The sequence below is a fragment of the Vibrio nomapromontoriensis genome, from assembly GCF_050337205.1.
In the GTDB taxonomy this organism is placed as follows: Bacteria; Pseudomonadota; Gammaproteobacteria; order Enterobacterales; family Vibrionaceae; genus Vibrio; species Vibrio nomapromontoriensis.
Genome location: NZ_JAKJSS010000009.1, coordinates 333,420 through 358,163 on the forward strand (window position 1 = coordinate 333,420; position 24,744 = coordinate 358,163).

The window sequence follows — 24,744 nt, forward strand, 5'->3', positions numbered from 1 at the left end:
TATTCAAAACCAGTTATTCAATATTCGCTACAAGTAAGTGCTGTAAAAGAAATACAAGGTGATCGATATCGAACTAAAGGTAACAAAGCGTCGTACAATTATTTGTGGAACTTGTTGTGAGAAGTGTGCAGCAAAATATCCACCTGTTAAGGTGCCTAACATCACAGCAATACCAGAATACCAGTCAATCAAATCAGAGAAGATAAAAATGACGATGGCCATTGCGGAGGCGCAGGTAGAAATCAGCAGCTTTAGGCCATTCATTAGGTTGATATCGCGGTAACCAGCGATGGCGAGGTAACTTAACCCAATCACTCCCAGTCCGGCATTAAAAAAACCGCCAAATACACCGACTGAAAACAAGAATAAGCCCAAAAAAAGTGCAATGAAGCCACCATGATGAGTATTATTGGTTGAGAGTGTTTGCAGAGCGCGATTGGCTTTCCCGCCAAAGATAAACAGTAAAGTGGCGATGAGCAGAAGCCACGGAACGGCATACAAAAACTGTTGCTCAGAGGTGTAGATCAACAGCAGACTACCGCTGAATCCACCCAATATGCTGAGTAACACAATGTTCACCAAATTGGCTTTGCTTTTGACAATTTCACGTCGAAAGGCCAACGTGCCGCTGATGTAACCCGCACAAGCTGCAAATGTGTTGGTAGCGTTGGCAATGATGGGCGGTACGCCAACAAAAATCAGTGTGGGGAATGTGATAAAGCTGCCGCCGCCGGCAATCGAATTAAGAATGCCACCGAAGATGCCAGCCACAAAGAGTAATAATAATTGTAGTACGTCCAGTGACATGGAGAATACCTAAATCGATGAAAAAGAAACAATTCATTAACACTAAAGGATTTTCTTTCTGTAGGCAATGGGGTGACAGAATGGATAGGGGATGGGCTCTATACACACGATGTGCACATAGAGCCTTTTGGTTAGGAAATACCCATCAGTAACTTAGGTAAATAGAGAGATATTTGCGGGAAAAAAGTCACAATGAAGACAACAGGAAGGTGACCAAATGCCAATAATATGATCGTTGGTTTAAAGTACTGATCTAATCGAAGCTTACTTATTCCTCCAGCCATATAGAGCATTGGCGCACAGGGTGGGGAAACATTACCTAACCCTAAGTTGACCCCTACGATGGCGGCGAAATGGATGGGGTGTATCCCCAGCGCCTGAGTGACAGGTAGAAAGATGACCGCGGCTAATATACTTCCTGAAATATCATCGACGATCATACCGATCAAGAGAAGTAGAATGTTGATCAGAAATAATATGACATATTTATTGTCGCTGAGTCCCAGCATCGCTTCGGCCAGCTCGGAGGGAATTTTTTGCATTATCATGGCTCGGCTCATGACGAACAAAAAGAACAGTACCGCGATGATGGAACCTGTCACGATCGACGCCCTAAGTGCTACGTCCCCTAATTGTTTGAACGACATTCCTCGGTAAATGAATACGCTCACTACCGCTGCATAAACCACCGAAATCGCCGCAGCCTCTGTGGGGGTCGCCATACCACTATAAATCACGCCTAAAATGAGAATAGGCATTAACAAAGCAAAAGAAGCGTTATACCCAGAACGCATGACTTCTTTAATCGAAGTGGAAAGTGTTGTTTTAGGTTGGACAATAATATGGTCGTTTTTGCGTAGTATTATAAAGTTGAGAATGCAATACCATATTGTCAGGAAGATACCGGGAATGATGGTTGACAAAAATGCGGCACCGACAGACAGACCTCCAGTAATTGAGAAAATAATCATCGGAATACTCGGAGGTATTAATAGCGCCAATACAGAAGAAGAAGCGACTAAGGCAGTGGCGTATCCCTCCGGATAGCCTTCCCGAATCATTCGCGGGATCATGATTTGGCCGATAGCAGCAATAGCCGCAGAAGAGCTTCCGGAGATCGCACCGAATAGGGCGCAGGTTAAAACGGTTACCGCGCCAAGCCCACCTTTTACTCGACCTACAATCGCTGAGACAAAGTCTAGTATTCGTTCAGAAATACCGCCCTCAGCCATAATGGAACCCGCTAAGATGAATAAGGGCAAAGCAAGAAGTGCAAAGCTTGCTGTTGTGTTGTAACCATGGGGCAATAAAAATGAAAGGTCACTTCCAGTAAACCAACTAAACAGTAATGCACCAACACCAAATGAGAAGGCAACGGGAGTGCCTATTAATAACAGTACGACGATGATGAGAAGCGAAACGAGGAAAATGATCATATAGAGGTCCCTTTATTTTCTGGATTAATAGCGCTCGTATCCACTCGTTTCCTGAGTGCTTTCATCGTCAATACAGTATTCCACTGACGAATGGCACCTAGGAAAAAATAAGCGAGCATCACGACAAATCCAAATGCCATAGAAGTGCTCCATAAATATCTAGGCCAGCGTAGGCTAATACTTACTCGACCTTTATCAAAAACGCCATAGGCATAGTTGACCGCGAAATAGCAAAATATCGCAGCGGAAAAAATGCTGATAAGATAAATGATAAATTTAATGACAGACAGTATGTACTCGTCTTTTACTAACAGTTCAACGATACCACCATATATATGTTCGTTTGTTTTTGTGGCATACCCCATAGCAGGGAAATAAATCCACACGCCTAATAAAATAGCGACCTCTTCGATACCTGGGAATGGGGAATCAAAAAAGTAACGGGTAACTACTTGCGTAAACATTAATATAGATAAACCAACGGAAGCTACGATAATTTGCATTCGAATTATGGATTCGAGAATTTTACCCACTCGTTGATAACTCTGCTCACTCATACACCCTCTCTTTAATTACTTCTATTTATTTACTTTATGCTTGCCAGCAGATATGAATAAAAGTCCGGTACGGTTAAGAGAACACCCAAAGACCCTTAACCATACAAGACTTGATCATAGTTAGTTCAGTGGAACAAATAAGACAATTCGGGGATCTTATTAATACTGACTAATACTTGGCTATTGCTGGGTGATGGCAGTCACTTTCTTCATAATATCGACACCAACCAGTTTCTCCATTTTTGGCCACTCATTTTTGTAAATAATGCTTTTTGATTTGTTCATTTGGTCATCTGTCAGTTCAACGACTTTGATGCCGGAATCTTTTACTTTTTGTAGGTACCCTTCATCAATGGCTTGTGCTTCATTCCATACCCAAGCCATTGTTTTATCTGCGGCTTGTTGGAATTTCGCTTGTTCATCTGAAGGTAGGTCTTCCCACCAGTCTTTATTGACGAGGAAAAACGCTTGCTCAAAGTAATCTTTGGTTAGGATATAGGTTTCAAGAACATCACGCATTTGCCAGATTTCAACTGCCGGGGCGGTTGCACGAGCATCGATAACACCGAGTTGTAAAGAGGTGTATAGCTCGCCATATGGGATAGGTACAGCAGCAAAGCCAAGATCATTAAATCGGTCAACCCCAATTTGAACGGTCGCTGTTCTCATCTTGATGCCCTTACCATCTTCGGGGAAGTTTACAGGTACCTTTCCCACACCCTTACGTACGGCAATAGAACCAAAACCCGTCGGGACGATCCCTAACGCATGTAGACCGATGTCATTAAAAATTTCATTATAGATATCTAACATGTCGCCATTTGGACCATAGGCCACTTTGGCGCTTTCCCAGTCATCAACGACGTAGCCTAACCATGTTAAATCGAGGCGGCTATCGAACTCAGAAGCGCCATAGCTAATGGTCATGGGAATCACGCCGTCTATGGTTTGTTCGAATTGAGCTTCCCAACCTCCTAGGTCACCGCCGGAATGATAAGAAGGCTTGAACTGAGAGCCTGTCGAGTCGAGGTTAGACATGAAGTTTTGAGCCGTCATATGGAATATATGATCGGTCGGATAGGATTGAGACAGTATAAAGTCTTTCGCGTATACGGAGGATGTCGCTAATGTTGCGGTCGCTAATGTCGCAATAACGGTCCCCACTAATAATTGAGATAAGGCTTTTTTGGTCGTGTGTAATTGAAACTGCATAGACGTTATCCTTAACATAAATGGTATTATGCTTTGCTGTGGTAAAAGGACTAACCCCAATTGGTATTAGGGTTAGTGGTACAGGAACGCTTAACTTGGGAATGAGAATTTGATGCCTTCACGGACACCGTTTGAAGGCCAACGTTGAGTGATGGTTTTTCTCTTGGTATAGAAGCGGACAGCGTCAGGGCCGTAAGCTCCAAGGTCTCCAAACACGGAACGCTTCCAGCCACCAAAGCTATGGTAGGAAACAGGGACCGGCAACGGGATATTGATCCCAACCATGCCTACTTCAATATTCTTACTAAAGTAGCGTGCGGCCTCACCGTCTCTTGTAAAAATACAAGTGCCATTTCCATATTCATGTTCGTTGACTAAACGCATTGCGTCTTCCATTGAACTGACACGTACGATTTGAAGTACAGGACCAAAGATTTCGGCTTGGTAGCTAGACATCTCAGTTGTCACATTGTCGATGAGTGTGCCGCCAACAAAATAACCATTTTCGTAACCGTCTACTTTTGTATGACGACCATCGATTAATATCTTCGCACCTTGCTCTTCTGCGCTGTTGATATGTGCGACCACAGCATCACGGTGCTCTGCACTGATCACTGCACCAAAGTTGGCGCTATTGTCATGGTAAGGACCTACTTTGAGTCCTTCCATTGCCGTTGAGAGTTTATCAATGAGCCTGTCAGCAACGTCATCGCCAATGGCTACGGCGACAGACAGTGCCATACAGCGCTCGCCAGAGGAACCAAAGGCGGCACCAATGAGTTGTTCTACTGCATTATCCAAATCAGCGTCGGGCATGACGATGGCGTGATTCTTTGCGCCGCCTAATGCCTGACAGCGCTTGCCATTATCGGCTGCGGTCTTATAGATGTACTCAGCAACATTCGTGGAACCCACAAAACTAACGGCTTTGATGCGATCATCGGTGAGAAGGGCATTGACCACCTCATGGTCACCATTGACGACATTCATGACGCCATCAGGTAAGCCAGCCTCTTTCAACAATTTAGCGATAAATAGTGGTGCAGAAGGGGCTTTCTCCGAGGGCTTTAAGATAAAACAGTTTCCACATGCAATGGCGATGGGATACATCCACAATGGCACCATGGCAGGAAAGTTGAATGGGGTAATACCTGCGACGACACCGACAGGTGCAAATTCACTCCACGAGTCAATACCAGGTCCCACATTGTTGGAATGTTCTCCTTTGAGCTTTTCAGCGATACCCAGCGTGTATTCAACATTTTCGATACCGCGAGTGAGCTCACCGAGCGCATCATGGCCAATTTTTCCGTGTTCTTGACCAATAAGCTCGCAAATGGTGTCTTTATTTTCATCCAGCAACAGTTTGAAGTTCTGCATGACCTTAACGCGTTTCGCCGGCGGAGTATCGCGCCATGCTGGAAAGGCATTGGTGGCTTTTTCAATGGCATGTTTTACTGTTTCTAATGAGGCGGCGGCAACCGTATTATCAACGCCACCAGTTGAGGGGTTGTATACCGGTATTTCTCTTAGTGAATCAGAGACTAATGCACCACCAATAAAGTGTCCTATATTCGCCATGTCTTTTCCCTTTTAATGTAATTTAGTGATGTGTAATGTAATTTAGTGACGTGCGCCAAAGCGCTATTTAATTGACTTGCTCGATACTTTCGCCAAGCGCATTAACCAAGGAATCAATTTCATCAGACGATGACATGAAAGGAATGCCGAGCTGAATAGTGTCGCCGCCAAAGCGGGTATAGAAGCCTTTCTCCCACATCTTCATTGCGATGTCATAGGGTCTATCGGTTGGCATTCGACCAGAGGAGTCGATAGTAAGACCAGCGGCTAGGCCATAATTTCGAATATCCAATATTGAGTTGAGGTTGCCTAATGAATGTACTTTTGATTCAAATTCAGAACTTAGCGCTTCAACCTGACTGATCACATTGTTAGATTGAATGTAATCGAGTGTCGCTAAAGCAGCCGCACAGCCGATCGGGTGCGCTGAATATGTGTAGCCATGCGGGAGCTCAATGGCAGATTCAGCTCCGCTGTTACTCATATAGCAGTCATAGATTTCTTGGCGTGCGAGTACCGCCCCTAATGGAAAAACACCGTTGGTAATTTGTTTCGCAGTTGTCATTAGGTCCGGGGTAACGCCAAATGCTTCGGCAGCGCTATAAGCGCCCATGCGTCCAAAGGCGCAAATCACCTCGTCAAAAATGAGCAAGATATCGTGTTCAACGCATATCTCTTTCAGTCTTTCCAGATACCCTGCAGGGGGAGGGATGACGCCAGCTGAGCCTGCAACAGGTTCAACAATGACTGCTGCAATCGTAGAGCTATCATGCAGTGCGATAATATCAAGCAGCTCATTCGCGAGACTTGCACCATTCTCTGGTTGCCCTTTATTAAAGGTACCAGCGGCCTGCATAGTGTGGCTCAGATGGTCGGTTTCAAGACCCTGCCCGAAGAGTGAACGGTTGCCGACAATGCCGCCAACACTAATGCCGCCATAGTTGACACCATGGTAGCCTTTCATTCGGCCCACAAAGCGCGTTTTTGATGCTTGGCCTTTCTTGCGCCAATACCCTCTGGCAATTTTTAACGCACTTTCAACCGCGTCAGAGCCGCCTGTGGTAAAGAAAACTTTATCGAGTCCATTAGGCATGATTTCAAGCATTCTTTCTGCTAGCTCAAAAGACTTTGCATGCCCAAACTGAAAGCCTGGCGCATAATCCAACGTTTTTAATTGCTTACTGATGGCATCATTGATTTCGGTTACGTTATGACCAAGACCGCACGTCCATAAGCCAGAAAGGCTGTCATAGATTTTTCTTCCCTTGTCGTCCGTAAAGTAGTGACCCGATGCTGATGCGAAAATACGTGGATTGTTTTTGAATTCTCTATTGCTCGAAAAAGGCATCCAATGAGCGTCAAATTGAGATTGGGTCAATGACATAGTGTGTCTCCCTGTTCTATGTTGGTTTCTATGACAGCAATCTACACACGACTAAATATGAGATAAATCACCAATTACGAAACCTTACGTTAACAATATGTAAACATATGGCCGTTTGGTGCTACATTATCCCCATTCAAAATGGATGGATATTCCCCTCATGAGCAGAGATTACTTTAGGCAGTTAGCTAACATGGACTTAAGAACGATGAGAATATTCTGCAAAGTGGTGGAATTGTCGGGCTTTACTCAGGCGGCGGGCGAACTCAATATTAGTCGCTCAGCGGTCAGTATCGCTATTTCGGACTTAGAGACCAGAACGGGACTTCATCTTTGTAATCGGGGGCGAGGAGGTTTCTCTTTGACGAGTGAGGGGGAGCAGTTTTATTCACACGTTCAGGAGCTGCAAATGTCTATTTCAAATTTTTGCAGTGAAGTGAACCAAATACATAATAAAGCGGCAGGTGAGATCTATCTTGGAATTACCGATAATTTTATTAACCATAAAAAAATGGTTATTACGGACATGATTACTCAGATGCGAGATAGATTTCCAGATGTGGCGGTTCATTTGCAAATGATGCCATCGAAAAAGGTGGAGATTGATCTGCGCAATAATTTATTGAATGTTGGTGTTATTCAGGTAGGAAAGAAGGTCGATTGCTTTGATTATTTTCCGCTGTATTCTGAAATTGAGAACTTATATTGTGGAGTAGGTCATCCTCTATTTTCTGTAAAATCAGTGGATTACAAAATTGACGATATCAGCCATTATCCAACGATTCAATCCAGCTCCACGGCGAATATCGACTGGTCACTGTTTAATGTGTGCGCTGAGTCACCAGATAGAGAAGGCGCTGCATTTCTGGTGTTAAGCGGCAGTTACCTTGGTTTCTTACCTGACTTTTATGCAGAGCAGTGGGTCATCAGTGGTCGCATGCGGCGCCTGAAAGTTAAGGAACTTGAAAATCAAATTTCTTATGAGATGGCGATTAATAAATCAAATTCTAAAAGTTTAATCATGGATTATTGGATGGAACTGTACAGTAAGATGGTCGAGCCCTCAACGCGGCACTAAAGCCACGCTAGGATTTGATAGGAACAATACAAAGCGTTAATCAGCTAACCAATACGATGCGATGAATGTAATTTGTGAACAAAAAAGGAGCCGAGGCTCCTTTTTTGTTTGTAGCTACTAAGACGAGTGGTGTGTTAAATAGCTTTCACTAGTTCAGCAAGCTCATCCCATTTTCCTTCATTAATCAGGTGAGTTGGCACCATCCAAGTACCACCGCAAGCAAGAACGGCTGGTACGGCTAGGTACTCCTCAACATTACTCGGGCTGACGCCACCCGTTGGCATGAATTCAACCGGGTAAACGGCGGATAAAGCTTTCAGCATAGATACGCCACCTGAGGGCTCGGCAGGGAAGAACTTAACGGTTTTAAGTCCGAGTTCCATTGCTTGCTCTACTAAGCTTGGGTTATTGACGCCCGGAACAATCGCAATACCGACTTTTTGGCAGTATTTCACGGTTGTTGGATTTAAACCTGGGCTAACAATGAAGTCAGCACCTGCGGCCTTTGCAATATCTACTTGCGCAGCGTTAAGTACGGTTCCGGCACCAATGAGTAGCTCAGGGTACGCCTCACGCATGAGGCGAATGGATTCCGCCGCAGCTTCCGTTCTAAATGTCACTTCAGCGCAAGGTAGGCCATTTTCGACCAACACTCTAGCCAGTGGCACGGCGTGATCGGCATTGTCGATGGCGATAACCGGGACGATTCGAATTTCTTTTAGCTGTTGTTCTAGCGTTTTCATAGTATACCTTAAAGGATAAAGCTGAGTGTCGCGACGATAGCAAACGCAATCGTACCAAGTAATGTTTCCATCACTGTCCATGTCTTAAGTGTCGTTTTCTCATCCATTTCAAGTAGGCGAGATACTAACCAGAAGCCTGAGTCATTGAAGTGAGAAAGTACGGTTGCACCGCCTGCAATAGCGATCACGATGAAACATAGATCTAATTCACTTAGGCCAGTGGTTGCAGCAACCATTGGTGCAACAAGGGCAGCCGTTGTTGTTAACGCGACCGTTGCAGAGCCTTGGGCAACACGAAGACAGGTAGAGATAACAAAAGCCGCAACAATAACAGGCATACCAGTGTCAGCCATCACGTCTGCTAAAGCATCGCCGATACCGCTGGCACGTAATACACCACCAAACATACCGCCAGCACCTGTTACCAGGATAACAGCACAGATAGGGGCTAAAGAGTCACCACATAGGTTTTCCAGTTTCTTCATGCCGTAGTCTTTGGCAAAAACAGCCAAACAAACCAGCAATGTAATTAATAATGCAACGGGTGTTTTACCCAGCATTCTTAAGAATTCAACGAGTGGTGATGTACCGTCAATCACGCCAGCAACCGCAAGCGTGTTCAGACCTGTATCCATAAAGATAAGGAATACAGGGAGTACAAGAATCATGAGTACTGTTGCGAAGTTTGGCAGTTTAGACTCGTCGATGATCGCGTCAGAGTTAAAGAAGGCTTTAGACAGTGGGATATCGAATTTTTTACCCGCGTATAAGCCAAATAAGTAAGCACCAAAGTACCAAGTAGGAATCGCAACCAAGATACCAACAAACAACAATAGACCGATGTTAGCGCCAAGAAGATCGGCCGCAGCAACTGGCCCTGGGTGTGGAGGGACAAAGGCATGCATTACTGCAAACGCACCAGCAGAAGGCAGGGCGTATTTGATTGGTGAACCACCAAAGCGTTTTGCGACGCTAAAGATGATTGGCATCATCACGACTAGGCCCGCATCGAAGAAGATAGGGAAACCAAATAGTAAAGAAGCAACACCTAAAGCAAAGGGGGCTTTTTCTTCTCCAAATCGACCAATAAGCGTATCGGCGAGTACTTTTGCGCCTCCCGTTACCTCTAAAATTTTACCAATCATAGCGCCTAAGCCAACCAGTAAAGCAACAGAAGCAAGCGTGCCGCCAAAGCCACCCATCATGGTTGGTACGACTTGATCAGAAGAGACACCCGTCGCGAGCGCAGTACCTAAACTTACTAATGTTAGCGACGCAAATGCGTGTATTTTGAGCTTGATGATAAGCAGTAACAATGCCGCTACTGCAAGCACCGCCACGGTTAATAGGTAGGTAGGATCCATACCTTGGGCTAGTTGTTCCATGTGTTCACCTTTAGGAATATTAATTGTGTTATAGTTCACATTTATTTAAGTTACGGGTAACATGTTACCGATAACACGAATAAGATAAACCCATATTTACGAGTTAATTCAAAAATTGGGATCCAGCGCAAACTTGGATAGGAGAAGAGATTATGGCGGGTAGTAGTGTAATTGTGATGGGTGTCTGCGCATCAGGAAAAAGCACAATCGGGGCAATGTTAGCGCAAAAGCTTGGTCGAAAATTTATTGATGGAGATGATTTACACCCACGAGCGAATATTCAAAAAATGGCATCGGGTGAACCACTCAATGATGATGACCGTGCCCCTTGGTTGGAGCGCATTCGTGATGCAGCTTATAGCCTAGAAAGCAAGAATGAGCATGGCATTATTGTTTGCTCTGCATTGAAGCAACACTACCGTGATCAAATTCGTGAAGGCAATGAACACGTTACCTTCTTGTTCCTTGACGGCAGCTATGACCTTATTCTTGAGCGCATGCGTAATCGTTCTGGTCATTTTATGAAAGAGAACATGGTGAGAAGCCAGTTTGATGCTTTGGAGCGGCCTGATGCAGAACCTCAGACCGTGGTTGTGGATATTGATTGCACCATGGAAGAGGTCGTTGAACGTGCGGCTGTTGCTTTGGAGGTAGCGCGTGACTAATCAAGTAGTAAGAGAAGTAACGGCTCGTATCATTGAGCGCAGTAAAGTATTACGTGGCCAATATTTAGATGCCATGAAACATCAGGAGTCTCAAGGCAAAGGGAGGACACAACTATCATGCGGAAATTTGGCTCATGCGGTGGCGGCGTCATGTCAGTCTGAAAAGGACCAAATACTCAATTTTACCCGCTCTAATGTTGGTTTAGTGTCGTCGTACAATGATATGTTGAGTGCTCATCAGCCATATTTGGGTTACCCGCAAGAAATTAAAGTGGCGTTGGCTGAATATGGGCATACCGCACAAGTTGCTGGCGTGGTGCCTGCAATGTGTGATGGTGTGACCCAAGGTCAACCGGGTATGGACATGTCTTTGTTTTCCCGTGATGTCATTGCTCAGGCAACGGCGATCTCGCTCAGCCACAACGTATTTGATTCAACACTTCTGTTGGGTATCTGCGATAAAATTGCCCCGGGTCAATTGATGGGGGCACTAACCTATGGTCATCTACCTACGGCGTTTGTCCCAGCTGGGCCCATGAAAACGGGTATTAGCAACGAAGAAAAAGTTGATGTTCGTCAAAAGTATGTGTCAGGCGAAGTGGGGAATGATGCGCTGTTAAAAATGGAATGCAGTGCTTATCACTCTCCTGGCACCTGCACGTTTTATGGAACGGCGAATACCAACCAGCTTGTTTTTGAAGCGATGGGGTTAATGCTGCCGGGGTCGGCATTTATTCAACCTGATACAGAGTTGCGCCGTGAGTTAACCAAATCCGCTGCGGTGTCTATTGCCTCTATGGCGAAAGCGACACCAAATTATCGCCCTTTGTATCGAGTGGTTGATGAAAAGAATCTAGTGAATGGCGTGATTGCACTATTAGCATCGGGTGGTTCAACCAACCACACCATCCATATGATCGCGGTAGCGAAAGCGGCCGGTATTATCCTTACATGGCAAGATTTTAGTGATCTATCTGATGTGGTACCCCTACTGGTTAAGGTGTACCCAAATGGCCCCGCAGATGTGAATGCGTTTCAAGATGCAGGCGGTGTTCCTGCGCTGCTAAAGCGTTTGGATTCGGAGTCACTGCTTCACCGTGATGTACAGCCTGTGTTTGGTTCTTTTGCTGACCAAATGACGCTGCCCGTCATTGAAGAGGGTGAACTGACTTGGGTGCCTGTTGAGCAATCAACGGATAGTACGGTGATCTCATTAATTGGTGAACAGTTTAGCCAAACAGGTGGTACGAAAGTACTTAAAGGAAATTTAGGTACGTCAGTAATTAAAGTGTCAGCCGTTGCCGAAGACTACCGAGTCATTGAGGCTCCAGCTAAAGTGTTTCGTTCGCAGCACGATGTCGAAAAGGCTTACCACAATGGTGAGCTCAATCAGGACTGCATGATTGTTGTGACTCATAATGGCCCTGCCGCCAACGGAATGCCTGAGTTACACAAATTGATGCCGATTCTTGGCAATATTCAAAAAGCGGGACACCAAGTTGCTCTCGTCACGGATGGTCGTTTGTCTGGTGCGTCTGGCAAGATCCCATCGGCGATACATATGTCACCGGAAGCGGTGCGTGGTGGTGCGATTGGTTTGGTTAAAGAAGGTGATTTGATTCGTCTAAATTGCCATACAGGGCAACTCGATAACCTAACGGATATGGAGGACCGTACTGCTGTTGCTATAGAGACAGAATCGCAACAGCAGGCGTGGGGACGCAATTTGTTTTCGGTCATGCGTCATTCTGTATCAAGTGCAGAAGAAGGGGCGAGTTTTATTGTCTAGCATAAAGTCCAGAAAGACGGTCTGTTGACGCTAATTGATAGAGCTTGCCGCTTCCCTTTTTCTAGTTAAAGCAGGCTCTTTTTTCGTTTTCGTCAGGAAAATCGCGGATTCAGGCTTGCTCGCAGGGTGATTTCTTGGGATCATTAACGCAGATGAATTTTTTATAGGCCTGTTATTTTATGTCCAAACTAAGTCTCCAAGAGCAGATGCTAAAAGCTGGTTTAGTCAACGAAAAGAAATTGAAAAAAGCTAAGAAAGGCTCGAAAAAATCTCGAGTACAAGCTCGTGAAGCCAAAGCTGCGGTAGAAGAAAACAAAGCGGCGCAACTTGAGCGTGATAAACAGTTAAACAAAGAGCGTGACGCGCTGGTTTTGAGTAAAGAGATGCGTGCTCAAGTTAAGCAATTGTTGAATATGAATAAAATCGACAATAAGAACGGCGATATTAAGTACAACTTTACCGATGAAAACTTGGTTAAGTCTCTGTATGTCGAGCAAGAGACACGTGATCAATTGGCGAAAGGCATTCTATCGATTGCGCGTTATGAAGATACGTATGTCGTAATTCCAACGATTGTTGCCAAGAAGATTGCTGAGCGCGATACTGAAACCGTCATCGAGAATGACGTGAAAGAAGAAGTCGCAGCTGAAGATGATCCGTACGCGGATTTTGTTGTTCCAGATGATTTGATGTGGTAATGATAACTATTCGATAGACGCTGTTTTAGGAGTAAATCTCTTAGTGGCGATAATAGTGAAGCATTGGATGAAAAAAGACCGCTGATTATTCAGCGGTCTTTTTTATATAGAGTCTAAAGTACGAATGTCTTTAGAATTTGTATGATGCGCCTAGGTATAGACCACCTACTGAGAATGTGTTTGTTACAGTGCTGCTTGGATCTTGAACGTTGAATGCATCTGCTTCGTAAGCCAAGCGCATAGCTAGACCATCGATCATCTGTGGAGCATACTCAACACCAACGCCGTAGCGGAAACCTGTCGCTGAGTCTTTTTCTGAATCAGAGTTTAGTTTGAATTCCATACTTACGTGCGATAGACCCACTGTTGCGAATGGGCGAATACCGTTATCAAACGTGTAACCAAGATTTGCCGCTACAGAGAGTGCAGTTGGAGTCGCAGATAAACCAGGCGCAGCAGGGTGTGTGAACTTACCGTAGTTCGTGTAACCTGCTTCAACAGCAACGATGCGGTTGAACTGGTAGCCACCGTAAACTTTTAGTGCGCGTTCGCCGTCAAAGGTTGGAAAGCTAGAATCATCTAGGTTGTTCAACTTGCTTTCAGTTAGACCGAAACCACCACCGATGTAGAAACCTGGATCTGTTGCAGCTGCGTAAGCGCTTGAGGCAAAAACGGTACATAGTGCTAGAGCGATTGCTTTTTTCATTCTGAAACCTATATTTTTAAAAGTGGTATTTATAAGGGGCTTAATAATTCGACGTGCAATGTAATAGCTCACGCCTAAAACATCCATGGGAGAAATGTCTGACAATGTAGGAAATGTCGCGAATTGTCAGGGTTATGTCATGGGTAGCTTTCGCATTTTCATTTGAGAGGTAAAGCGATCGGTGACCGATCGCCTTTTGCGGGAAGGGGAAATAAAGAGTCATTGCTAAATGAAAGAATAAAGTGTGAGAGAATAGAGCAAGTACTAACCGTTACAGACTCTCACCTTCAGTTAATCGATAGCCCAAATCAAAGCTACGCTGCGTTGGTGCATTGCCTTTTAAAGTTACAATCAATAACTCAGCACTTTTTTCGCCAATTTCATAACGAGGCGTATCGACGCTTACGAGTTTAGGATGAATAGTTTGGCCAATATCCAAGGCGTTATAGCCCACGACGGCAAGTTGCTGCGGTACCGCAATACCGCGTTGCTGAGCGGTTAAAATGGTACCAATAGCAATATCATCATTGGTACAAAATACGCCATCTATATCAGGGTGCTGTCTCAACGCCATATCTAGGAGCTCGGAAGCTAGAGAAAAACTAGAGTGCGATTCAGTGAGGATATGCTTAATTTCCAGACCCGCTTCATTCATGGCCTTGTCGTAGCCTTGCATACGCAGTTGAGTACGGGTATCCAAGCGAGCACCAAAATAGGCAATCGAGGTTCGCCCTTTTTTGATCATTTGTCGAACCGCTTGATAGGAGGCCTCTACGTGATCTAACCCTACCGCCATATCAATAGGTGTTGCGGGTAACTCCATGGTTTCTACGACGGGTATGTCTGCAGTTTTAATCATCTGTAATGTACGTTGAGTATGATGACTCTCGGTAAGGATTAAAGCATCAACTTGATAAGACAGTAGTGAAGCGATTTTATGTTCTTCCTCTATTTCATCATAGCCAAAATGGGCAATAAGGGTTTCATAACCATTGGCCTTGGTGACCGCTTCAATACCTTGCACAAAAGAGGCAAAGATTTGGTTTGATAAAGAGGGAAGAAGAATACCGATGGCTTTGCTGGAAGACTTAGAGAGCATAGCTGGCGCGCGGTTTTCAATGTAACCCACCTGTTCTATGACAGCCGCAATTTTATCACGCGTTTTTTGAGCGACAGAATCTGGATTGCGCATAAAGCGAGATACGGTCATCTTTGTTACGCCTACTTGATCGGCAATATCTTGTAGAGTAGGGCGCCCTTTTCGTTCAGTTGTCATTATCTTTTACTAACCAATGTAATGTTACATGTAACATTATCACCGAATCCCTTAGTATGCCAATGACTTATGAATGCATGCTATTAGCTGAGTAAACTGTTCTATTATTAATAGATTATTTATAAACCAACAGTGATGAGAAAATTTTTATTTTTCACGCATACGTTTGCGTCAAATTTGAGGTTTGAAAGCGAATTTCTAATCCTGTAGGTTTATGGTCTATAGCTAAGCAAGTTTTGAGAATGGAGATTCAAGCGTAGCTCGGTTTATGAACCCCCTTCGTTAGCAGAAGTCCACACCTTAAAGACTTCAATAATAAAAATAGAGTGAGAGCGATAATGAACTACCATGCATTACCCAAAATTGATCTACATTGTCATTTAGATGGCAGCGTGCGACCTGAAACCATCATTGAATTGGCTGCGCAACAAGGCGTAGCGCTCGCGAGCACAGATGTTGATGTTGTTCGTGAAATGATGGTGGCGCCTGAAAGCTGTACCGACTTGCTTGAATATTTGAAACGTTTTGATCTTCCCCTTTCTGTGATGCAGCAACAAGATGCGCTAGAGCGAATCGCTTTTGAAGTGTATGAAGATGCGGCGTTAGAAAACGTCAAGTATATGGAAGTGCGCTTTGGTCCACTGTTGCACCGTGAGCAAGGTTTGTCTATCGATGACATTATTGGCAGTGTTGTCGCCGGTATGAAACGTGCTGAGAAGGAACATGGCATTAAAGGTAATATTATTTTGTCACTGTTGCGCCATATGCCGACCGATGAAATTAAAGACGTCATTGATGTTGGTGCTCAATATGTTGGCAAGGGTGTTGCTGCGTTTGACTTAGCGGGTGGCGAGGAGCTGGGTTTTTGCGAGAAGTTTATTCCTTTTGCTGAATATGCAAAGGAAAAAGGTTTGAATGTCACGATTCATGCCGGTGAGCAGGGTGAAGGTCAGAACGTGTTCGATGCGATCACCATGCTAGGTGCTGAGCGTGTTGGACACGGTATTCACATCGCCACACATCAACAAGCGTTTGACTTGGTACACCAGAAGCAAGTCGCTCTTGAAACGTGCCCAAGCAGTAATGTACAAACGAAAGCGGTAGAGAGCTTAGACGTTCACCCGATTGAGTCTTTCCGTAAGCAAGGCATTCCAGTGACGATCAATACCGATAATCGCACAGTATCGAATACCACCATGACAAAAGAAGTACAAAAGGTCATCGAGCAGTTCAACCTATCGGCTGATGACTATGCTCACATCTATCGTAATAGTGTTGAAGGCGCATTTACCGACGCTGAGACTAAGCAATGGCTAATGTCGCAAATCTAAACGCGTTTCGGGTTTAGTGGCTTTAGGTTATATCGCTGGTTGAACTAAGCAATAGCGAGAAAAAGCCCTGAAAGTGTCTGCTTTCAGGGCTTTTTTATGGGTATAGATTAATGATTCACCACACTGGTGGGCATGTTATTAACTTTGACGGTTGAACTTAAAGGTTTGTACTTTTAGCTCTTCGCCTTTGACGACCACGAACGTATCGATAATCCAGATATTCTTACCAACGAACCCTAATTCCATGTGGACATCGCTTGCATTAACACCTTCATAAATAACGGCCTCTAAATTTTCTGGGTAGAAACTATAGCGGTTTTTTGAAGCTTGAAACTCACCAGCAAACTCAACGGATGTATTTGATTTCTCGTTGTTGATTTGCATCTTATAGCCAGTTTCGGGAGTAAAACTAAAGTTAGCGTTAATCGCTAATTCATCAGTGCCTGAGAGTACGACTTCTGCTTCAGATGTCTTCTTCAATGAACCGCTCGCTGATGTTGTTGTTGAACCCGGCTCAACAACATGAGTTTGAACCGTTACCCGCCATTTTCCAGTGAAGTTATCGAGTTCTTTCCAAACTTTTGGCGTAGATTCGCTGTTTTGATTGCCAATTGCAGCAAGAGCGGCATCTCTTTTTTCTGCGCGAATATTTTCTCTATTATTGGCGAGATCTTCCGAGGCACCAGACACGCCACCAGCCACACCACCAACTAGAGCGGCTTTTGCTGCGACGTCAGCATCCCCTGTGATCGCGCCAATCGCAAGTCCAAGTAACGCACCGCCAATAGCGCCTTGTTTTGTCATTTCATTGGGATCGGTTTCACCGGGTGTCGCGCAACCAGTTAACACGATAGTTGCTAGTGATAACGCGGCAAATTTAGATTTAAGGTTCATGGAACAAACACTCGTATCAGGAATTAAGGGAATGGAATTCTATTTAAATAACGAATGGGTTGCAAGTGAATGTGGTGGTGATTCGTACTAATTTCTGGGTTATCTATATGGTTTTTAAATGCATTGGGGCAGGGATCCCCTTATGCGATAGGGGGATCGGCCAGCAACGAGAGGGGTAGCTGCTGGCCGTGATGTAATCGCTTAAAAGTCGAGTTCGTACCCTAGGCTAAAGGTTTGTCCTCGGCCAGAGAAGTAGTAACTTGAGTGATTGCGGATCTGGCTGAAGTAGTTGATGTACTGCTCGTTGAGCAAGTTTTCAACGGCAAAGCTTACGCGACCATAGCCGTTCATGTCATAAAACATTGATATGTCCATCAGTCCATAGCCTTCGAAGTGTTGCGCAGCGCCAGCACCGTTGGCTTCTTTTGAGCGAGAAAACATATGATTGTACTGGACACGCCCATTCAAGCGGTCTGAAAAGTTATGGTTAACCGCAACAAGCAGGCGGTCTGGGGATAAGTTTTTAAGATCCATATCGCTATCAACGCTACCATTTCCTGTGCTATCTACTTGTCCTTGTACGTGAGAGTACAACGATTGGATAGATGTAGTCGGTAATACATTGTAGGTCGCAGTGAGTTCATAACCTTTGATATCGGTACGTTGGCGTGTGACATCATAGGTGCCACCACTGTTTAATGACAAGTTCGCACCATCTTTGGCGATAGACATATAAGTACTGCCGCTCACATGCAGTTTGTCGTCACTGTAGCTTAAGCCTATTTCATAGTTGTCGGTCACAACGGGTTTCACTGCTGGCATAGTGTTGAAATCAATCGGTGCACCGCCTACCGGTGCGGGTGGCGTACTTGGCCCTCCGACCCAATTTCCGCGTAATACGCGACCAATATCAGGTAAGCCAAAACCTTGGCTAAAGCCAACGAAAGAACTTACCGAAGGTGTAAAATCGTAAACTGCGCCGGCATTAAATACTGCTTGGCTAAAGTTTTGCTCACCACCGATGATATCAACTTGGCGATGACCTGCATTGCCGTACCCCCATAGGGTTTGCCCGTTCGCTACTTTAACTTTGGTATTTTCTAGACGAACACCACCGGACAAACGTAGGGAGTCTGAGACAAGAAAATCACCTTGAACAAAAGGCGCAAGGCTTTGATACATCATATCCGGCGTGACATCTTTACCAGATTGCATGAGTTTTTGTTTCGTGGCGTCTTCCATGCCATCTAAGCCAACTACCCAGCTGTCGTCCCAGCCTAGAATATCGGTTCTTACATAGCTGAGCTTAAACCCTTTCTTAGACGATACGATCGCGCCTTGATCCATTTGCTTGTCAGCGGTTGGCCACCATGATGCTTGGCCATAAACCGCTTCGAACTCTTGGTAAAACGCTTGGAACTTCAATTCACCACCGGCGAAGTTGTAGTGGTCATAACCGAAGTTGTACAACTCTGCATAGTTAGAGGTTGGAACGCCTTCTGGTGTGCCACGTACAACCGTACCCGGCGTGCCGTTCACATGGTCGCCTTTCACTGGGATGTAATTTTGGTTACTTTTCAGCTGAAAACGGCTGGCACTAAAGCTGACGCGTTGATCGCCACCATCAAAGTTATAGCCACCCTTAGCTAAAAAGTTCGTCGCATTAGAGTCTTGAGTTTCACCTTGGACGGCATTCATACCGATAGGGTTGCCGTTACCGTCATAGTAAAGCCCTTGTTGCTCCCAAGAACCACCAATGAATAGATCGTAGTCTTCATCGTATTGTTTCAGGTTGTAGTAAACCTTGCCGCCCGTGCCATCGTCTTTTAGGTTAGACGTGACTCGCGTACCAATCGTTTGTTTCCAGTGATCGCCCGGTTTAGCACTTTTAGTGACGTAGTTGATGATACCGCCTGTTGCACCATTGCCTTGGACGGCGCTCGCCCCCTGCACGACTTCGACACGTTCAACCATGGAAGGATCAACCGTGTAACCGTAGCGGTTACCGTTACGTAGTGGGTTATTTTGTGGTACGCCATCTACCATGATAAGTGCGGTTCGACCACGTAGATTTTCACCTTGATTTGAGAGTTTCTGGCGGCTAGGCGTCATACCCGGAACAAGGTTTGCAATGACACTGGTTAAGTCATCACTTACCGCTGTCTGTTGCTTGAGTTCTTCGCTAGAGATGACGTGAATAGACCCTGGGATTTTATCGGTATCCTGGCTGTAACGCGTCGCTGTGACCACCATGGTTTCAGCCGCTTTCGATTCACTTTCTACTTGGCTCGGCGCTTCCTGCGTCGTGTCTTCCGCTGTTTTGTGAGAGGCGTGATTTTGAGCTTGATCCAACGGTGCATTTTCAGCGTATGCACTGTTTATTGATAAAGCTAAAAGAGACAAGGTAAATAGACCTGTCTTAACGGAGTGAGACGATTTCAAAATAGTGTCCTTATACTGCTTGGATAAATTGTTGATTTTTATTATTAGAGTGATTCGCATTACTCTGTTGGATTGAACTGGTATGAAACCAAGTACATTCTAGGGAACCAAATAAGCCCGCTCGGCGATGGTTCGGTTTGTCATACACAAGGTGATTTCATGCATCAGCGTTACCGAGCAACGCACATGGGAGAATGAGAAATAGGGTCCGTGATCACCATAGCGTCGAGATTAAATACTTGCTGCAATAATGACTCAGTAAAAACGTTTTCTGGCGTGCCTTGCGCAATGAGTTTACCTTTTTCAAGCACGATCAAGTGATCACAGTAACGACAAGCTTGATTGAGGTCGTGGAGCACGACGATGACGGTCTTTCCCTGACGGTTCATTTCATGCATGAGATTCATCAGATCGATTTGGTGCGAAAGGTCGAGATAGGTAGTCGGTTCATCGAGCATGACAATGTCGGTATCTTGCGCCATGATCATCGCGATCCACGCACGCTGCTGTTGCCCACCTGACAGGCTGTCTACCGGGGTGTCGGCAAGATCGGTCACGCCCGTTGACGCCATGGATTGCTCAACAATACGTTGGTCATCTGCTGTCAATTTACCCCAATGAGAAGTGTAGGGTGCGCGGCCATAGCCCACCAATTTTCGTACACTGATCCCTTCTGGAGTGGTGTGGATTTGCGGGAGCAATGAAAGGCGTTGCGCTAACTGCTTAGTGGGAATTTGCTCAAGCGCGACGTTATCGAGAAGTACTTTCCCTGATTTCGCTTTATTAATGCGCGCTAAGGTTTTTAATAGCGTGGATTTTCCGCAACCATTAGGACCAATTAGGGCGGTAATTTTGCCTTTTGGAATAGACAGGTTGAGATCGTCGATAATCACGTTGTTGCCATAGGCAACTTGCAAATGTTGAACAGACAGCATTACCAACCCTTATAGCGTTGTAGTAAAAAGATAAAGTACGGCGCGCCAATAATAGATGTCAGCACTCCTGCAGGCAGCTCGATGGGTGGCTGGATACCACGGGCAATCGTGTCGGCGGCGAGAACAAGGAGCGCACCGATTAGACTTGAGCCAACGAGCAGAGACTTATGATGATGCCCAAAGATTAGTCTGGCTAAATGGGGCGCCAGTAAACCAACAAAGCTGATGGTCCCTGCGATCGCAACACTGATACTTGCTAGCGCAATCGCACAAAGTAGCGCGATCATTTGAACCCTATCTAACGCCACGCCTAAAGAAATAGCGGTGTCGTCGCCCAAGCCAATAACATCGAGTCGCCATGCAAGCCATAGTGTGAGAGGAAGGAGTAGCGCTAATGCCGCCCAAATAACCGGGACTTGCTCCCAATCTCTTCCCCATAAACTGCCTGTTAGCCACACCATCGCAGTGTTAATTTCAATCGGGTGTACCACGAGTAAATAATCAATGCCGCTGGCAAGAAAGGCACTAATAGCAATACCAACGAGTGCCATTCTCGCAGGCGTGAGGTTGGCGGATTTGGTGATCATGAGCAGTAATATACCAGTCGTCACCCCCCCAATTACAGCGGCAAACGGAAGGACATATAGGGGGGCATCTGGGTATATCGTCAGTACTAAAGTGGCGACAAAACCTGCACCAGCGCTAATACCAATAAGATCGGGAGAGGCGAGAGGATTGCGGATAACCCCCTGTACTAATGCACCAGATAGCCCAAGGCCCGCGCCGACACCAATAGCAAGAAATAAGCGAGGAAGGCGGTAGTGATTGACAACAAAATCGGTATCACCGCCATGCATCACGGTCTGGATAACGTCAGGTAGGGATAAATCCGCGACGCCAACCATCAAACTCATGACGCTAGTCAGTAAAATCACTACCACGAGCGTTAGCCATGGTAAGTATTTTGTGTGGTGAAGAGTGACACTCATGAGTTCAAGCGACCTCGAATAGACAGCAAAATGAAAAATGGCGTGCCGATCAGCGCAGTGACAACTCCTACGGGCGTTTCAGTAGGAAAAGCAATTGCTCTAGAGAGCATGTCTGCTAGTGTCATCAGTAGTGCACCTAGGCATGCGCTGGCAGGAATGATTAGCCGATAATTTTGTCCAACAAGTTTTTTAGCAATGTGGGGAACAAGTAATCCAACAAAGCCAATAGGGCCTGCTGTTGCGACGCTGACACTGGTCAAAATGACGATCGCGAGACAAGCAAGTAAACGTACAAGGCTGGTATTAACACCAAGATTGGTGGCAACATCATGCCCGAGAGAAAGTAGATTGAGTTGGTGCGCTAACAGCCATGAGAGGGTAAGCGCCGCTACGCTTATGGGCATCATTTGTGTGAATAGGGCCCAGTCTAGGTTACTGATTGAACCTATCAACCAAGATTGAATACTATAGGCCATATCATCGGCCAATATGATAGAGGCGCGCGTTAAGCCAAGTAGTAAAGCATTGACGGCAATACCTGCAAGAACCAGTTTTAGAGGGTGAGGTCGATGGTCAAAGAAACCACCTAAGTAGATGACGATAAGACCACTTAGCAGACTACCTATCGCGCCCATGAGCATGGTGGGTATTGGCAGGGTAATAAGGCCAACACTGCCAATGACGATACACAGCGACGCACCAGCATTGATTGCAAGTACGGATGGCGAGGCTAACGGGTTACGGGTAAGGCCCTGCATGAGTGCTCCTGCTACCGCCAAGTTAGCGCCAATGACCGCACCACTCAACGCTCTTGGCATTCTTAGTGTCGCGATGATTTGCTGTTCCATACTCGTTTCATCGAAGTGGAGCCAAAAATTCCAAAGTGTTGCCATCGATAGGTCGAAACTAGACCAAGCGATCAGCGACAGATTGAATGTGATAACTAAGGCGGCGCTCAATGCAAACCAAAGCGCAAGCCTTTGGGGTTTTAATGTCGTCAACATTACTTTTTGGTTAACAGTGTTTGCAGATTTTTGGCGATGCCTTCGGCCGCGAGCATGCCTCTATTTAGTGACCACAATTGTGGAGAGACGCGCACGGCTTGCTGTTTTTGTGAAACCTTAAGTAGTTTGCTCAACGGTTGTTGTTGCCAGTCATCATACACAGTATGCGGCTTATATGGACCGAGTAGTAACCAGTCTGGGTTTACTTTTAATAGCTGTTCAAAGCTGACTTCAATGTAGGCTTTGTCATGGTTTGGTAGTGTTGGACCTTGCAGACCAAGCGCTGTAATTACGCCACCAGCATAGGAGTTAGGACCATGCAGCCACATCCCTTTGTCAGTGACGACGGCAAATTGTATGGTTTCTGTGTTGGCAAAGGCTTTTTTAAATGAGGCCATTTTAGCTTTATGCTGCGAAATTCGCTCTGCCATTTGAGTCTGTTTATTGACTGCAATACCAATTTTTAACGCTGAAGCGAGGTTTTCTTGATAGGTTTCACCGCGGCTTTTAAGTAATAGAGTCGGGGCGATAGTGCTAAGATCCTTGTAAACCGTCGCATGCCTCTCCGCGTCAGCAATAATGAGATCCGGTTTGAGTTCGGAAATGGCTTCCAAACTAGGTTGCGGTCGCATACCAACTGAAGTCCAAGGTGAAATTAGCGCACGAACATCAGGAAGAATGCGTTCAATGTTCTTGTCATCTGCAACCCCAACAGGAGAAACGCCCACAGAGGCAAGCGCATCAATAAACGAATATTCAAGTACGACGACTCGTTGAGGTGTACCGGAAAGAGTGAGTTCCCCTTGTTCATCTTGAATGGTTCGAACGTTATCCGACGCTAATGATAGTGGCGTTGAGAACAAGAAAAGGGCAACAAATAATCGACGGATTATCGCTTTCGAGTACAGTCCAGAAGCAAGAAGGGGTTTGCAAAGTTTGGATTCAAAAACTTTAGATTGTAACTGTTTTATTGCTAACAACTTTAACACCGTCGATGTATAAAAAATAAAAACGGATATTAAAGTAATTACGAATTATTATCAATACTATTAATAATTACTATTGATAATATAAAAAGGGTAATAATAAACCCTATTTATACAAAGGTTAATTGCTTGGTAATTGACACGCTTCTATGCGTCGCAGTAAGAAGAGTCATAGGGGGAATGACGGCTGTTTCGGATAATGGAGTTGGTATTCTGATGACGGTGAACTACACCTATTAGAGCAAGGACAAATCAAAGGAGTGTGATATGAAAATCGGAATCAGTGGTTTACTGGCACTAATGCTGGCATGCCCCGTGTCAGCAAGTTGGATGCTAGATGATAAAGCATCTTCGCTAAAATTCGTTTCAACCAAGAAAAATGCCGCGAGCGAAGTTCATCATTTCTCTGCGATGTCAGGCTCAATATCGGATGATGGAAAAGCGACGGTGATATTGGATTTAAGCAGTGTCGAAACCAATATCGAAATTAGAAATGAGCGCATGAAAAGCATGTTATTTGATGTTGCGTCATTTAAAACCGCAACGGTTACAACCGTTATCGATATGAGCGAGTTAGATGGAGCGGACATAGGTGGTATTTATACAACAACATTCGACGTCACGGTAGATTTACATGGTAAACAAAAGACCTATCCGGCGAATCTAACCGTTATGAAGCTGACTGATGACAAAATTGTGGTTGTAGCCAATGACCCTATTATTGTAAAAGCGGTAGACTTTGGATTAGAGCAAGGGATTGAAAAGTTGCGAGAAATTGCGGCGCTACCTTCAATCGCGACGTCAGTTCCTGTGACGTTTATTCTCGTTTACGATCAAAAATAATAT

At 45.2% G+C, this 24,744-nt stretch carries 22 protein-coding genes; 6 read left to right on the top strand and 16 right to left on the bottom strand.

The features are described from left to right. Positions 1 to 27 precede the first annotated feature (27 nt). The 6 genes from L4D05_RS12530 to aptA form a co-directional block, all read right to left on the bottom strand. Positions 28 to 807, bottom strand: coding sequence for a sulfite exporter TauE/SafE family protein (locus tag L4D05_RS12530; protein ID WP_428794213.1), 780 nt, complete (start codon positions 805 to 807; stop codon positions 28 to 30). Between the two features lie 131 nt (positions 808 to 938). After that, the gene (locus tag L4D05_RS12535; protein WP_428753076.1) at positions 939 to 2,243 is read right to left on the bottom strand and encodes a TRAP transporter large permease; all 1,305 of its coding nucleotides are present in this window, start codon (positions 2,241 to 2,243) and stop codon (positions 939 to 941) included. Further along, positions 2,240 to 2,800, bottom strand: a complete 561-nt coding sequence (locus tag L4D05_RS12540; RefSeq protein ID WP_428753078.1) for a TRAP transporter small permease — start codon at positions 2,798 to 2,800, stop codon at positions 2,240 to 2,242. Before L4D05_RS12540 ends, L4D05_RS12535 begins: the two co-directional genes overlap by 4 nt. Before the next feature lie 180 nt (positions 2,801 to 2,980). Beyond that, positions 2,981 to 4,012 carry a TRAP transporter substrate-binding protein DctP gene (gene dctP, locus L4D05_RS12545; RefSeq protein WP_428753079.1) on the bottom strand — a complete coding sequence of 344 codons (1,032 nt, stop codon included), beginning with the start codon at positions 4,010 to 4,012 and terminating at the stop codon, positions 2,981 to 2,983. A 90-nt stretch (positions 4,013 to 4,102) separates the two neighbouring features. Beyond that, positions 4,103 to 5,593 carry a CoA-acylating methylmalonate-semialdehyde dehydrogenase gene (locus L4D05_RS12550; protein WP_428794214.1) on the bottom strand — a complete coding sequence of 497 codons (1,491 nt, stop codon included), beginning with the start codon at positions 5,591 to 5,593 and terminating at the stop codon, positions 4,103 to 4,105. A 67-nt stretch (positions 5,594 to 5,660) separates the two neighbouring features. Then, entirely contained in the window at positions 5,661 to 6,977 is a 1,317-nt protein-coding gene (aptA, locus tag L4D05_RS12555) for an omega-aminotransferase AptA (RefSeq protein ID WP_428794215.1), read from the bottom strand. 193 nt (positions 6,978 to 7,170) lie between these two features. Here aptA and L4D05_RS12560 point away from each other — a divergent pair, with 193 nt between their 5' ends. Beyond that, positions 7,171 to 8,055 (top strand): LysR family transcriptional regulator, encoded by an 885-nt coding sequence (locus L4D05_RS12560; protein WP_428794216.1) that lies wholly within the window; start codon positions 7,171 to 7,173, stop codon positions 8,053 to 8,055. A gap of 134 nt (positions 8,056 to 8,189) precedes the next feature. Here the strand turns inward: L4D05_RS12560 and L4D05_RS12565 are convergent, their stop codons facing one another. Both L4D05_RS12565 and L4D05_RS12570 read right to left on the bottom strand, forming a co-directional pair. After that, positions 8,190 to 8,798 (bottom strand): bifunctional 4-hydroxy-2-oxoglutarate aldolase/2-dehydro-3-deoxy-phosphogluconate aldolase, encoded by a 609-nt coding sequence (locus L4D05_RS12565; RefSeq protein ID WP_428794217.1) that lies wholly within the window; start codon positions 8,796 to 8,798, stop codon positions 8,190 to 8,192. Between the two features lie 8 nt (positions 8,799 to 8,806). Next, positions 8,807 to 10,183, bottom strand: a complete 1,377-nt coding sequence (locus L4D05_RS12570; RefSeq protein WP_428753085.1) for a GntP family permease — start codon at positions 10,181 to 10,183, stop codon at positions 8,807 to 8,809. Positions 10,184 to 10,335: 152 nt separating this feature from the next. Here L4D05_RS12570 and L4D05_RS12575 point away from each other — a divergent pair, with 152 nt between their 5' ends. From L4D05_RS12575 to L4D05_RS12585, 3 genes are all read left to right on the top strand, one after another. Next, the gene (locus tag L4D05_RS12575; RefSeq protein WP_428794218.1) at positions 10,336 to 10,848 is read left to right on the top strand and encodes a gluconokinase; all 513 of its coding nucleotides are present in this window, start codon (positions 10,336 to 10,338) and stop codon (positions 10,846 to 10,848) included. Beyond that, on the top strand, positions 10,841 to 12,637 hold the full coding sequence (gene edd, locus L4D05_RS12580) for a phosphogluconate dehydratase (RefSeq protein ID WP_428794219.1): 1,797 nt from the start codon (positions 10,841 to 10,843) through the stop codon (positions 12,635 to 12,637). The genes L4D05_RS12575 and edd overlap by 8 nt, the downstream gene beginning before the upstream one ends. 179 nt (positions 12,638 to 12,816) lie before the next feature. After that, the gene (locus tag L4D05_RS12585) at positions 12,817 to 13,335 is read left to right on the top strand and encodes a DUF2058 domain-containing protein (protein ID WP_428794220.1); all 519 of its coding nucleotides are present in this window, start codon (positions 12,817 to 12,819) and stop codon (positions 13,333 to 13,335) included. 130 nt (positions 13,336 to 13,465) lie between these two features. Here the strand turns inward: L4D05_RS12585 and L4D05_RS12590 are convergent, their stop codons facing one another. Continuing rightward, complete coding sequence (locus L4D05_RS12590) at positions 13,466 to 14,041, bottom strand: porin family protein (RefSeq protein ID WP_428794221.1); 576 nt, start codon at positions 14,039 to 14,041, stop codon at positions 13,466 to 13,468. 271 nt (positions 14,042 to 14,312) lie between these two features. Continuing rightward, the gene (locus L4D05_RS12595; protein ID WP_428794222.1) at positions 14,313 to 15,317 is read right to left on the bottom strand and encodes a LacI family DNA-binding transcriptional regulator; all 1,005 of its coding nucleotides are present in this window, start codon (positions 15,315 to 15,317) and stop codon (positions 14,313 to 14,315) included. A 338-nt stretch (positions 15,318 to 15,655) separates the two neighbouring features. Between L4D05_RS12595 and add the strand changes: the two genes are divergently transcribed. After that, positions 15,656 to 16,648: an adenosine deaminase gene (gene add, locus L4D05_RS12600; RefSeq protein ID WP_428794223.1), complete on the top strand. Its 993-nt coding sequence runs from the start codon at positions 15,656 to 15,658 to the stop codon at positions 16,646 to 16,648. Between the two features lie 138 nt (positions 16,649 to 16,786). Here add and L4D05_RS12605 read toward each other — a convergent pair whose 3' ends face one another. The 6 genes from L4D05_RS12605 to L4D05_RS12630 form a co-directional block, all read right to left on the bottom strand. Further along, positions 16,787 to 17,542: a YMGG-like glycine zipper-containing protein gene (locus L4D05_RS12605; RefSeq protein ID WP_428794224.1), complete on the bottom strand. Its 756-nt coding sequence runs from the start codon at positions 17,540 to 17,542 to the stop codon at positions 16,787 to 16,789. 201 nt (positions 17,543 to 17,743) lie between these two features. Beyond that, positions 17,744 to 19,984 (bottom strand): TonB-dependent receptor, encoded by a 2,241-nt coding sequence (locus L4D05_RS12610; protein WP_428794225.1) that lies wholly within the window; start codon positions 19,982 to 19,984, stop codon positions 17,744 to 17,746. A 170-nt stretch (positions 19,985 to 20,154) separates the two neighbouring features. Then, positions 20,155 to 20,919, bottom strand: a complete 765-nt coding sequence (fecE, locus tag L4D05_RS12615; protein WP_428794226.1) for a Fe(3+) dicitrate ABC transporter ATP-binding protein FecE — start codon at positions 20,917 to 20,919, stop codon at positions 20,155 to 20,157. Next, on the bottom strand, positions 20,919 to 21,908 hold the full coding sequence (locus tag L4D05_RS12620) for an iron chelate uptake ABC transporter family permease subunit (RefSeq protein WP_428794227.1): 990 nt from the start codon (positions 21,906 to 21,908) through the stop codon (positions 20,919 to 20,921). The genes fecE and L4D05_RS12620 overlap by 1 nt, the downstream gene beginning before the upstream one ends. Then, positions 21,905 to 22,912, bottom strand: a complete 1,008-nt coding sequence (locus L4D05_RS12625; protein WP_428794228.1) for a FecCD family ABC transporter permease — start codon at positions 22,910 to 22,912, stop codon at positions 21,905 to 21,907. The genes L4D05_RS12620 and L4D05_RS12625 overlap by 4 nt, the downstream gene beginning before the upstream one ends. Continuing rightward, positions 22,912 to 23,820, bottom strand: a complete 909-nt coding sequence (locus L4D05_RS12630) for a Fe(3+) dicitrate ABC transporter substrate-binding protein (protein ID WP_428794291.1) — start codon at positions 23,818 to 23,820, stop codon at positions 22,912 to 22,914. The genes L4D05_RS12625 and L4D05_RS12630 overlap by 1 nt, the downstream gene beginning before the upstream one ends. A gap of 345 nt (positions 23,821 to 24,165) precedes the next feature. On the opposite strand from L4D05_RS12630, the gene L4D05_RS12635 reads away from it, so the two are divergent. Further along, positions 24,166 to 24,741, top strand: coding sequence for a YceI family protein (locus L4D05_RS12635; protein ID WP_428794229.1), 576 nt, complete (start codon positions 24,166 to 24,168; stop codon positions 24,739 to 24,741). Positions 24,742 to 24,744: the final 3 nt, after the last annotated feature.